Here is an 11260-nt window from a genome sequence, read left to right on the forward strand (position 1 = left end):
TGGCCCGGAGCGGCCGCACTCCTCGATGCCGGGCTACTCGGCGGGGAGTAGCTCTACATCGACATAGAGGGGCAGGTGGTCCGATGCCTGGGTGACGTCGCCCGAGTGGAATCGGGTGGCGATTTGCGAGTCGGTCACCCGGCAGGGCACGCCGTTGTTCAGTTGCAATACGTAGTCGATGCACATCTTCGGCTCGCGCGACGAGTAAGTATTGCCTTCGACCGAGAGCACAGTCCAGTGCTGCTTGAGGGTCTGCAGGGTCGGTGAGTCGGGCTGTGCGTTCAGGTCGCCCAGCAGGAATACCGGCTTGTTGCTCTCGCCGTATCGTTCGGTAAAGATTCGGTTGATGTATTCGGCTTCACGCACCTGGGTCTCGGCCTGCAGGTCGAGGTGGGTAGAGGCTACAATGCAGTCGTCGAGTTCGACTACCGCCACGGTGCGAGGTTCGCCGCCCGGCGGCAAGGCGATGGTGTAGTGGTGGCCGATGCGGTTGCGGCACACCACCCCGATGCCGTACGATCCACCCCGGTAGGGCATGGCGGGGGCATAGGCATAGTGCCACTTCATGAGGCGGGCCAGACGGTCTATCTGGAAGATGCCGCCCGTGCGGGAGGTGCAGCTGTCGAGCTCTTGCAAGGCCACGGCGTCGGCATCGAGCTCCAGCATCATCCGGGCTATCGAGGCGTAGCTGCCCGAGGTGTATTTGGTGAATGCCCCCACGTTGTAGCTGACGAGCCGGATTGTGTTCGGGGCTTTGGGGTAGAGTGCGGTGGCATGAGGTTTACCGGGGTTCGCTTTGTGCACTTCTTGGGCCTGGCCCTGCAGCGGGAGAACGAGCAGCAGAGCCAGCAGGAAGGCCATCCGTATATCGGTTGTTTTCATGGTTGTACGGGTAGGGGGTTAATAGTTCGACATGTCGGTGACGGCTGTGGGGCAGAGTATGGCGGCGTGGGCGGCGTGCTGGGCAATGGCGGCCTGTTGCTCGGTAACTCCGTCGGGGCGATAGGCGATGCCAATCGACGATTCGCCGAAGAAGGTCTCGAACCAGGCACAGGCAGCCGTGTAGCGGCCATACTTCAGATTCAGGTGGTAGCCGTCGCGGCAGAGGGTGTCGCCCAGGCTGCTGCTGCGGGCATTCTGTATGGCGGTGCCGGTGGGGATAACGATGGTTATGTGCTGACGCTTGGCCACCTGGTCGTAGGAGAATACCACGTCGTCGTACATGGCCTGCTGGTTCTTACCATAGCGGAAGAATCCCGGGTGTGTCGAGTTCTTGGCGTAGGCCCAGGTCTGCTGCAGGGCATATTGTACGTGGGGGTTGGTCGCATGGGCACGAACGTAGTCCATGAGTTCGGCCAGGTCGGGGAAGTAGGTGCTGTACTGCCCGGCCAGGGAGCTCACCTGCTGGAATACGATGTAGTCCCACTCCTCGTCTTTTAGGGCTTCGAGTAGGGTTGTGCCACGTTCTTCGGAGTATTGACCGTCGACATTTTTGCGGTAGCGATAGGCGGGGCGGTCGTGGCGGGCGTTGTCGAGGTGGCGCTCGATGGAGCATCCGCCTATGTAGGTGTTGGCCACGATGATATGTTTCCCGGCCGAGCGGGCTACCTCGTCGAGGTACTCGATGCCGTCATCGGCAAAGCTGTTGCCGATGGCCAGTATCTTTACGGTGTCGTTTTGAGCCTGAAGTGCTGCCGACAGGAGCAGGCACAAGGCGAGCAGAAGGGTGTGTTTGGTTTTCATAAGTGATGAATGTGTTTTATTGGATTTCGGGGAGCCAAATTACACAATTTTTTTGTCACGACGATACAAATGGACCCAATTTTTGAACCGAAAAAAGCGCGGCGTACCGGAGTGAGAGTCGTTGTCTTGCGGGTGCGGGCGAGTGCGATTACGCATTATCCTAGCGTAATCGAATAGCGGCCGTGACGCAGGTCTTTGATAATCTCGAGGACCAGTTGCAGAATCTGGGGAATGGCTCTCCTGATTTCGGGCGAGAGGTGCATGCCCAGACTATGGCAGTTGCGCACGCTCACGGCCAGCAGTTCGATTTGCGGAGCCTCACCCAGGAGCAGCATGGCGTCGATCATCTCTTTCAGTCCTATTTCGTGGGCGCTCAGCAGGGGCGGGTAGTCGCGGGAATATCGGGGAGAGAGTCTTCGTATGGTCCCGACCGGACGGTTGTCGAGGGCTGCATCTACGAGAATGATGCGAGGATAGCTTTGCAACGTCTCCAGCAGGGCCAGTCCCCCGGTCCCCCCGTCGAGGACATCGACGCCGCGAGGCATCTCCATTTGGCTGAGGGTATGTACGATGTGTATGCCTATCCCCTCGTCGTTGAGCACGAGGTTTCCTATCCCCAGCACGAGGATAGGTTCGCTGTCGGGGGCCGTTTGGCGGGGCCTATTTTCGTTTCGTTTCATGGCTTATCTCTTCTTTTTGTCGGTGTATCTGTTGTTGCTGGTTTTGCTCGGTTTCATACTCCTCGGCCAAATCTTCCCGGATGAACTTCCACCCGCCGATAATCGACGAGGCGATGCCGTTGCGCTCGATGTAGTCGTGGTAGAAGACCAGATAGATGTGTGCTATGGAGAAGAGGATAAAGGCCCACATGGCCAGGTGGTGAATCTGCCGCACGACGAAGAATCCGCCGCATAGTTGGAGTATCCACGAGAAGAAGGGCTCCATCACGTTGTTGGTCGATACGCAGAACATGGCCAGACCGGTGACAGTCTGGATGATAAACAGCACGAATACCCCGAAGTAGGTAAAGGCGGCCAGGCTGTTGTGTCCGATGTCGTAGAGGGGTTTGGGCGAGAGTAGCAGCACGTCGACCTTGGTCGTGTCGCGTATGCCCCGCCACTGCTTTCGGGTGAGGGGCAGGTAGTTGTTCCAGCGTGCAAACGAGTTGCCGGCAAAGGCCCAGTAGAGGCGTACGAGAAAGTTGAGGATAAAGACAAAGGCGGCTACGAAATGGATAAACCGTACCCAGCCAAACCAGTAGTTGGCCTCGGGGGGCGTGGCGTGCTGGATGGCCGGTGGATTGCCTATGAGGTAACCGGTCACACACAGTACGACAATGGCGACTGCATTGGCCCAGTGGAAGATACGCACGGGTAACTCCCAGACGTATATCTCGCGTAAGGATTTTCGACGGCTTATCATAACAGTTTCTTTTTTTTGAGGTTATCGTTATATCAGTTCACAGCGGTGTATGTGTTCGCCCCGCTCGTCGTAGAGATGTACGGCGCAGGCCATACAAGGGTCGAACGAGTGTATGGTGCGTATGATTTCGAGCGGAGTTTGCGGGTCGGCGACCGGGGTGCCGATGAGCGAAGCCTCGAAGGCCGACCGTTGGCCGCGAGTATCGCGGGGCGAAGCGTTCCAGGTGGTGGGCACAATCATCTGGTAGTTCGACACTTTGCCATCCTTGATGTTTACATAGTGGGCCAGCGAGCCGCGGGGAGCCTCGGTGAGGCCTACGCCCTGTGCCGTCTCGGGCCAGGTGCGGGGTTCCCACTTGACCCCGTTGAACATGCGGTAGTCGCCGTTCTTGATATTTTGCAGCAGGGCAGTGTAGAAGTCGGTTTGCCAGTCGGCCAGCAGACTGGCTTCGATGGCTCGGGCCAGGGTGCGACCTGCGGTGGAGTACATGGCTTCGTAGCCGACTCCCAGCTGGTCGAGACATCGGGTGGTGATGGCTCGGTAGGTTTCGTCGCCGCAGGCGTGTGCCACGATGTTGCGGGCCAGGGGACCTGTCTCCATGGGCATGCCTTTGTAGCGGGGGGTTTTTATCCAGCTGTAAGGCTGGTCGCGATCGAGGTACTGGTAGGGGGGGGTGGCTCCGGTGTAGTCGAGATGCGTTTCGCCTACCGAGGGGTGCAGGCCCACCTCCTTGCCCTGCGAATAGGAGTACCACGAGTTGTTCACAAACTCGAGCAGACCGTCCATGGCCCAAGGGTCGAACTCGACAACCCGCGACAGGTCACGGTCGACGACGATACCTCGGGGGCTCTTGTAGGTCGACAATTCGCCGTAGTGCCCCATGGGGTAGTCGCCGTAGGCGATGTAGTTGTGCAGGCCTCCACCGATGCGGGTCCACTCGGGATAGTAGGAGAGGATGGCCAGCACGTCGGGCAGGTATACCTGTTGCACGAAGGTCTGAGTGCGTTCGATAATCTGGGCTACGTAGTTGAGCCGCTCCATGTTGAGGGCGTTGGGGTCGTTGATGTTGATGGCACAGGCCATACCTCCCACCAGGAAGTTGGGGTGCGGGTTCTTTCCGCCGAAGATAGTCTGTATCTTCACCATCTCCTTTTGCACGTCGAGAGCCTCGAGATAGTGAGCCAGAGCCACGAGGTTGACCTCGGGCGGCAGTTTGTAGGCGGGGTGTCCCCAGTAGCCGTTGGAGAAGATGCTGAAGCGGCTTGTCTCGATGAACCGCTCGATGCGTTCCTGTATCTCGACAAAGTAACCTATCGAGTTCTTGGGCCAGGGCGAGAGGCTTTGGGCCACCTCGGCCGCTTTGCGGGGATCGGCTTTCAAGGCCGACATCACATCGACCCAGTCGAGAGCCTGTAACTGGTAGAAGTGGGTCACATGGTCCTGTATGGTTACGGCCGACTGCATGAGGTTGCGCACCTGCTCGGCATTGGGGGGCACGACGATGCCGAGGGCATTCTCGACCGCTCGTACCGAACAGAGCGAGTGTATCGAGGTGCATACGCCGCACACGCGCCCTACATAGGCCCACACGTCGCGGGGGTCGCGGTCTTTGACAATAATCTCGATGCCGCGTATCATGGTGCCCGAGCTGAAGGCGTCGGTGATGACGCCCCCTTCGATGTCGGCCTCGATGCGCAGGTGGCCTTCGATTCGGGTGATGGGATCTACAACAATTCGTTTGGTCATGGTTCGGTGTTTTTAGCGGTTAGTCTTTCTCCTGTTCCAGGTGGTGCGCCTTCCGTTCGAGAGTTCTCTCCTGTTGCTCGATTTGCCGTTCGTCGGCGGCGAAAGCCTCGCGGTTGGGTTCGTCGTTGTCCATCTGGTTTTTAATGAGTTTACGTTTCTGTATATTGGTTACAACGGCATGAGCCGCCACACCGGCCGCAGCTACGGCGGTGAGCCCCAGTCCTATCTGGTCGGCTGTGGCTTCGATGCCGAATCCGTTGACATCGGGCAGGTGGTGATACAGGGGTTCGGCATCCCAGAATCCGGGTTCGGCACAACCGATGCAGCCGTGTCCCGACTGGATGGGATAGCTTACCCCCTCGTTCCATTTGATGACGGCACACGAGTTGAAGGTGTTGGGGCCCTTGCACCCCATCTTGTAGAGGCAATACCCCTTCTTGGCATTCTCGTCGTCGAAGGCTTCGACAAAGAGTCCGGCATCGAAGGCCGGCCGGCGGTAACAGGTGTCGTGTATGCGGCGTCCGTAGAAGGTGACGGGTCGCCCCATGGCATCGAGTTCGGGCAGTCGGTCGAAGGTGAGGATGTAGGTGATGACCCCGGCCATGACATCGGCGATGGGCGGACAGCCCTGCACGTTGATGACCGGTTTGCCCGATATGATTTTATGCACGGGTTTCGTATCGGTGGGATTGGGATAGGCACCCTGCACGCAGCCCGACGAGGCACAGTTGCCCCAGGCGATGATGGCGCTCGCTCCTTGGGCGGCCTCGTCGAAAATCTCTTTGGCCGAACGGCCGGCAATGGTGCAGTAGCCGGGATTGCCCAAGGGTATGGAACCTTCGACAATCATAATGTATTTGCCCCAGTTGGCTTTCATGGAGCGGTCGCGCACGGCTTCGGCCTGGAAGCCGCTGGCCGCCATGAGGGTGTCGGAGTAGTCGAGCGAAATCATCTCGAGCAGAATTTGCCCCACGAGCGGATGCGACGAGCGCAGAAACGACTCGCTGCAGCAGGTGCACTCCTGAAAGTGAAACCAGAGTACCGGTTTGCGGGGCTTGGACTGCAGGGCATCGACCACCTGGGCCAGACCGCTTTGCTGCAGTCCCAGCATGGCTCCCATGATGCCGCAGAATTTGAGAAACTGGCGGCGGGTATAACCCTTCGCCTTCAGCTCTTGGTAGAATGTTTTTTCTTTTCCCATGACAGATAGGTGTTTGGTCGTTTCAGCAAATGCGCGGCAGTTGCTCACCGCTCAGCATATCGAGAACCCGGGTTTGCCCCAGGGCAAGTTGCAGTAGTACTTCGGGCCGACGGTCGTCGGTCACGTGGCCGATGAGGCGGGCCTCCTTCCCGTGCGGGTCGTTGTGGATGAGGCGCAGGGCCTGTTCGCTATACTCGTCGGGCAGGAATACGAGCAGAATGCCTTCGTTGGCCACATAAAGGGGATCGAGCCCCAGCAGGTCGCAGGCCGCCCGTACCGACGGGGCAATGGGCAGAGCCTCTTCGTCGAGGGTGATGGTTACGCCGGCCCCCTCGGCTATCTCGTTGAGGGTGCTCGACAGGCCTCCCCGGGTGGGGTCGCGCAGCATGTGCACGTCGGGGACTCCGGCCAGCAGGTTCGACACGATGTGGGTGAGGGCGGCCGTGTCGCTCTCGATGGTCGTCTCGAATCCCAGATTTTCGCGCGTGGAGAGAATCGACACCCCGTGATTGCCTATCGGGCCGGTCACGATTATGGCATCGTCTTTCTTCACTCGGTGAAGGCCTATTTCGATATTGCCGGGTACGACGCCTATGCCCGAGGTGTTGATGTAGAGTCCGTCGCATTTGCCATGCTCCACCACTTTGGTGTCGCCGGTGACAATCGACACTCCGGCTCGTAAGGCAGCCTGGTGCATGGCTTCCACGACTTTCCGCAGAGTGTCGAGGGGCAATCCCTCTTCCAGGATGAAGGCGGCCGAGAGGTAGAGCGGCGTCGCTCCACAGCAGAGCAGGTCGTTTACCGTGCCGTTTACGGCCAGGTCGCCAATGTTACCTCCGGGGAAAAAGAGGGGCGACACCACAAACGAGTCGGTGGTGAACGCTATGCGAGGTGAGGCGATGGTGAGGGTGGCTCCGTCGTGAGCCTGCTCGAGCCAGCGGTTGGCAAAGGCCGGATAGAAGAGGGTCTCGATGAGCCGGCCGGTCATGCGTCCGCCCCCGCCGTGAGCCAGGGTAATGCAGTCGTTGGGCTGCGTGGGTAGAGGGCAATCGGGTATATTCATATTCTTCTTTTTTTTAAGCGGTTCGGTAGCGGTAAAATGCGGCGCAGGCACCTTCGCTCGATACCATCGAGGGGCCCAGCGGGGAGTCGGGGGTGCAGCCTCGACCGAAGAGCGGACATTCGCAGGGCGAAATCTGTCCCTTCATGATTTCTCCGGCCCGGCAGGGCGAGGTGTCGGCAGAGTTTTGTATCGCACAGTGAAAACGGTTTCGTGCCTCATATTGTTCATAGGCTGGGCGCAGTTTCAACCCGCTGCCGGCAATGGTTCCCAACCCTCGCCAACGGGCATCGCAAGGGGTAAAATAGCGGGTTGTCTCGCGGCGGGCACGCACGTTGCCCTGAGGGGCGACAGCCCGAGGGTAGGCGTTGACGACCCGGGTCTCTCTCCGGGCCCGGAGTTGTACGGCCCGGTAGATGCCGTAGAGCAGATCGGCCGGTTCGAAGCCGGTAACGACGATGGGACGTCCCGTCTGCCGGGCCAGTTGCCGGTACTCTTCGAGGCCGGTAATCGAGCAGACGTGTCCGGCCGCGAGCAGGGCGTCGATACGGCATTCGGGATCGCGGGCCAGCTGTTCGATTGCAGCGGGCAGGGTGAAGAGCGAAGTGAGCAGCGAGAGGTTATCACGTCTGTCGGCGATGGTTTCACTCAGCAGCAGGGTGTAGAGCGGGGTAGTGGTCTCGAAGCCGACAGCCAGAAATACCACTTGTCGGTGCCGGTTCTCGCGGGCAATCTTCAGAGCGTCGAGCGGTGAGTAGACGATGCGGATGTCGTGCCCTTCGGTACGCAGATGTTGCAGGCTGATGCCCTCGGTATCGGGCACACGCATCATGTCGCCGAAGGTGCAGAGTATCGTGTCGGGCATGCGGGCTATGGCCAGCGCCTGAGCTACAGTCTCGGCCGGGGTGACACATACGGGGCAGCCCGGGCCGTGAATCATCCGTACGGTATCGGGCAACAGCTCTTCGATGCGGTAGCGCGACAGGGCATAGGTCTGTCCGCCGCACACCTCCATGATGCGGATCGGCTGTACGGCCTCCTGCCGGATGGCCCGAAGCAGGGCAGTGAGGTTGCGGGGATCCCGGAAGGGGCTGTCATACCACATGGCTCTCGGGGTTCAGGTGACGGGCCAGTGTTTCGAAGTCGGCCAAGGTGGCTTCGGCCTCCTCCCGGTCGAGCCGGGCAATGGCCATACCGGCGTGGGCCAGGATGTAGTCGCCTGTCGAGACGTCGGTATATTGAATGCAAATCTCTTTGTACACGCCGCCGAAATCGACGGTTGCCATACGCAGGGTGGGTGAGTTGTCGATGGCGACAATCTTCCCGGGAATAGCCAGACACATGTTCGTTCGTTTTTTCGAGTATGCCCCATGAACAACTTACCGGCCTCGATTGTTTAAGGAGGAGTCTGAAAAAAACATTTGCAGATGAATCAGTATCACATACATGTCAGGGGGCTTGTACAGGGTGTGGGATTCCGCCCCTGCGTCTATCGCCTGGCTACCGAAATGGGTTTACACGGCTATGTAGATAACAGCAACGACGGTGTACTCGTTGTATTGCAGGCGACCGAGGAGCAGAAAGATTGTTTCGTGAGGGCGTTGCCCGAAGCGGCTCCGGCAGTCGCTACCATCGAGCGAATCGATGTCGAGACTCTTCCGGCTACTACGACGTACGATTGCTTCGAGATTGCTCCCAGTCGCAGCGACGGCAACGAGATTACCCGCATTAGCCCCGATATAGCCATCTGTCCCGAGTGTTTGCAAGACCGTCGTCGACAGCCCCACCGTATCGATTACCCCTTTATCAACTGTACTCACTGCGGACCCCGCTTTACTATCATCAAGGCTCTGCCCTACGACCGTGGGGTGACCACCATGAGCGACTTCGAACTGTGCGACACCTGTCGCCGCGAATATGCCGATGTGAGCGACCGCCGGTTTCACGCCCAGCCTATTGCCTGCAATCGTTGTGGCCCCGTGTATACGCTGCGCGACTCGAGCGGAGAGCTGGAGCGCGACTACCGTCGTCTGGTAGAGCGTGTGGCATCGACCCTGTCGGGCGGTGGACTGGTTGCCCTGAAGAGCATGGGCGGGTACAACTTGTTGTGCGATGCCGACAATGCGCAGGCGGTGGCCCGCCTGCGCAAGTTGAAGGGGAGGTACGCCAAACCGTTGGCCGTGATGTATCGCGACGAGGCTACCGCCACCGACGACCTGGCCCTCACCGACGAGGAGCGTCGGGCCCTGACTTCGTGGCGCCGTCCCATCGTCGTGTCGCACGAACGGGCTCACCATGCCTCCTGGCTCAACGAGGGGTATCGCTCATTGGGAGCACTTTTGCCCTATATGGCCATTCATTACGACCTGTTCGAGGCGGCCCCCCGGTTGCGGCGTATGGTTGTTACCAGTGCCAACCTGAGCGGAAATCCTATTGTCATTGCCGATGGTGAGGCTCATGACCAGTTCGACTCGCAAGTAGAACTGGTGGTGTCGTACAATCGCGAGATTTACAACCGGATAGACGATTCGGTGGTGTGCGAGTATGACGGCTTGTGCCGTCCCGTGCGTCGGGCCCGGGGGTATACGCCCGAACCGTTGCACAACCTGCAACCCACCGAAGGCATTCTGGCCGTGGGGGCCGAGCAGGTTTCGAGTTTTGCCGTGGGCAAACACGACGATATTCTGCTGGGGCAGTACATTGGCGAGTTGTCTTGTCGCGAGAATCTTGCCTTTTTCGAAGAGTCGTTTTCGCATTTTGCCACGCTGTTTCGTTTCACACCCCACTGTGTGGTGTGCGACCTGCACCCCGACTATGCGGCTACGATGTGGGGCGAACGGTATGCCGCCGAGCAGCATATACCCCTCTATCGGGTACAACACCACCACGCTCATGCCGTGGCCGTGATGGTCGAGTATGACCTCGAGGGCGAGGTGTTGGCCTTGTGTCTCGACGGCACGGGTTATGGCGACGACTGTACGATTTGGGGCGGGGAGCTGTTGCGCTGCTCGCGTACCCGATACCGCCGTCTTTCGCATCAGCCCTATTTGCCTATGCCGGGAGGCGATGTGGCTGCCCGTGAACCGTGGCGCATGGCCGTGTCGCTGCTCTATTCGCTCTACGGCGAGGCGATGCCTTTGCCTCCCGATTTCGTGGAACGGGTAGGAGCCGACCGTATCAAACTGATAAGTCGCCTGATAGCCCGCCGTATCAACACCCCGCTGAGTTCGGGTGCGGGCCGGCTCTTCGATGCCGTGGCTTCGCTTCTGGGGGTAGCCGATTACAACCGCTATCAGGCCGAGGCTCCGCAGAAGCTGGAGCAGTTGGCCGACGAGTCGGTGACGAAGGTCTATCCCTTCGACCATAATAATCCTCTCGATATCTCGTGGCTGGTGGTGGCTATGGTGAACGACCTGCGTAACGGCGTATCCCGGGGTGAGATAGCCATGGCCTTTCACAACACCTACGCCGCCATGTGGTGTGCCGAGGTGGCCCGGCAGGCTGCCCGGCAGAAACTGTCGCGGGTGGTTCTCTCGGGAGGTGTTTTACAAAACAGGCTCTTGACCAATCGGCTGATGGCCCTGTTGCGTCAAGTAGGGTTGCAGCCCTATTTGCCGGCTCTCGTGCCATGCAACGATGCCGGTATTGCCGTGGGGCAGATGGCTGTCGCTGCGGCGTGGCTGGAGCGGAGTGCGATTTTGAAAACCGATTGAAGAGGGTGACGTTATGCACGAATTGTCGTTGGCTTGCAGTGTGGTCGAGTTGGTCGGTAGCGAGTTGTGCCGGCATGGCGGCGGTACGCTACGAACCGTCGAGGTGACGGTGGGCGAGCTGTCGGGGGTCGATAGTGAGGCTTTTGCCTATGCCCTGCAGATGGTACTCGATCGCAGTGACTATGCCGGTGCCCGGGTGGCACTCACCCGGGTGTCGCCCCGTTCGCGATGCCGGGCTTGCGGTGCTGTTTTCGCTCCCGCATCGCTCTATGCGCCTTGTCCGCAATGCGGTGGCTACGATACCCGGTTGGAGGCCGGGCAAGAGTTTCGCCTCACGTCGTTGACGGTCGAGTCTGATGAAGATAAACCTTAAAA

General features: G+C 59.4%; 11 protein-coding genes. 2 read left to right on the plus strand and 9 right to left on the minus strand.

The genetic code is table 11. The features are described 5' to 3' along the window. Nucleotides 1-33 precede the first annotated feature (33 nt). From B5F38_RS06100 to B5F38_RS06140, 9 genes are all read right to left on the minus strand, one after another. Entirely contained in the window at nucleotides 34-882 is an 849-nt protein-coding gene (locus tag B5F38_RS06100; protein ID WP_087408414.1) for an endonuclease/exonuclease/phosphatase family protein, read from the minus strand. An 18-nt stretch (nucleotides 883-900) separates the two neighbouring features. After that, entirely contained in the window at nucleotides 901-1743 is an 843-nt protein-coding gene (locus B5F38_RS06105) for a DUF4886 domain-containing protein (RefSeq protein ID WP_087408415.1), read from the minus strand. A 155-nt stretch (nucleotides 1744-1898) separates the two neighbouring features. Continuing rightward, nucleotides 1899-2423 carry a hydrogenase maturation protease gene (locus tag B5F38_RS06110; protein WP_087408416.1) on the minus strand — a complete coding sequence of 175 codons (525 nt, stop codon included), beginning with the start codon at nucleotides 2421-2423 and terminating at the stop codon, nucleotides 1899-1901. Continuing rightward, the gene (cybH, locus tag B5F38_RS06115) at nucleotides 2404-3165 is read right to left on the minus strand and encodes a Ni/Fe-hydrogenase, b-type cytochrome subunit (protein ID WP_087408417.1); all 762 of its coding nucleotides are present in this window, start codon (nucleotides 3163-3165) and stop codon (nucleotides 2404-2406) included. The genes B5F38_RS06110 and cybH overlap by 20 nt, the downstream gene beginning before the upstream one ends. Nucleotides 3166-3192: 27 nt before the next feature. After that, on the minus strand, nucleotides 3193-4911 hold the full coding sequence (locus B5F38_RS06120; RefSeq protein WP_087408418.1) for a nickel-dependent hydrogenase large subunit: 1719 nt from the start codon (nucleotides 4909-4911) through the stop codon (nucleotides 3193-3195). A 19-nt stretch (nucleotides 4912-4930) separates the two neighbouring features. After that, nucleotides 4931-6112 carry a hydrogenase small subunit gene (locus B5F38_RS06125; RefSeq protein ID WP_087408419.1) on the minus strand — a complete coding sequence of 394 codons (1182 nt, stop codon included), beginning with the start codon at nucleotides 6110-6112 and terminating at the stop codon, nucleotides 4931-4933. Nucleotides 6113-6134: 22 nt separating this feature from the next. Continuing rightward, entirely contained in the window at nucleotides 6135-7175 is a 1041-nt protein-coding gene (hypE, locus tag B5F38_RS06130; RefSeq protein WP_087408420.1) for a hydrogenase expression/formation protein HypE, read from the minus strand. Between the two features lie 13 nt (nucleotides 7176-7188). Further along, nucleotides 7189-8277, minus strand: a complete 1089-nt coding sequence (hypD, locus tag B5F38_RS06135) for a hydrogenase formation protein HypD (RefSeq protein WP_087408421.1) — start codon at nucleotides 8275-8277, stop codon at nucleotides 7189-7191. Then, entirely contained in the window at nucleotides 8267-8515 is a 249-nt protein-coding gene (locus B5F38_RS06140; protein ID WP_087408422.1) for a HypC/HybG/HupF family hydrogenase formation chaperone, read from the minus strand. The genes hypD and B5F38_RS06140 overlap by 11 nt, the downstream gene beginning before the upstream one ends. Nucleotides 8516-8599: 84 nt before the next feature. Here B5F38_RS06140 and hypF point away from each other — a divergent pair, with 84 nt between their 5' ends. Next, nucleotides 8600-10885, plus strand: a complete 2286-nt coding sequence (gene hypF, locus B5F38_RS06145) for a carbamoyltransferase HypF (RefSeq protein WP_087408423.1) — start codon at nucleotides 8600-8602, stop codon at nucleotides 10883-10885. A gap of 13 nt (nucleotides 10886-10898) precedes the next feature. Beyond that, nucleotides 10899-11258: a hydrogenase maturation nickel metallochaperone HypA gene (locus tag B5F38_RS06150; protein WP_087408424.1), complete on the plus strand. Its 360-nt coding sequence runs from the start codon at nucleotides 10899-10901 to the stop codon at nucleotides 11256-11258. The last annotated feature ends 2 nt before the right edge of the window (nucleotides 11259-11260 follow it).

This window comes from Barnesiella sp. An22, from assembly GCF_002159975.1.
GTDB lineage: Bacteria > Bacteroidota > Bacteroidia > Bacteroidales > Barnesiellaceae > Barnesiella > Barnesiella merdigallinarum.

Coding starts and splice junctions, on each gene's coding strand:
- B5F38_RS06140 (WP_087408422.1), bottom strand. CDS start 8,515: ATGTGTCTGGCTATTCCCGGGAAGATTGTCGCCATCGACAACTCACCC.
- B5F38_RS06105 (WP_087408415.1), bottom strand. CDS start 1,743: ATGAAAACCAAACACACCCTTCTGCTCGCCTTGTGCCTGCTCCTGTCG.
- B5F38_RS06120 (WP_087408418.1), bottom strand. CDS start 4,911: ATGACCAAACGAATTGTTGTAGATCCCATCACCCGAATCGAAGGCCAC.
- hypF (WP_087408423.1), top strand. CDS start 8,600: ATGAATCAGTATCACATACATGTCAGGGGGCTTGTACAGGGTGTGGGA.
- B5F38_RS06110 (WP_087408416.1), bottom strand. CDS start 2,423: ATGAAACGAAACGAAAATAGGCCCCGCCAAACGGCCCCCGACAGCGAA.
- hypE (WP_087408420.1), bottom strand. CDS start 7,175: ATGAATATACCCGATTGCCCTCTACCCACGCAGCCCAACGACTGCATT.
- B5F38_RS06150 (WP_087408424.1), top strand. CDS start 10,899: ATGCACGAATTGTCGTTGGCTTGCAGTGTGGTCGAGTTGGTCGGTAGC.
- hypD (WP_087408421.1), bottom strand. CDS start 8,277: ATGTGGTATGACAGCCCCTTCCGGGATCCCCGCAACCTCACTGCCCTG.
- cybH (WP_087408417.1), bottom strand. CDS start 3,165: ATGATAAGCCGTCGAAAATCCTTACGCGAGATATACGTCTGGGAGTTA.
- B5F38_RS06125 (WP_087408419.1), bottom strand. CDS start 6,112: ATGGGAAAAGAAAAAACATTCTACCAAGAGCTGAAGGCGAAGGGTTAT.
- B5F38_RS06100 (WP_087408414.1), bottom strand. CDS start 882: ATGAAAACAACCGATATACGGATGGCCTTCCTGCTGGCTCTGCTGCTC.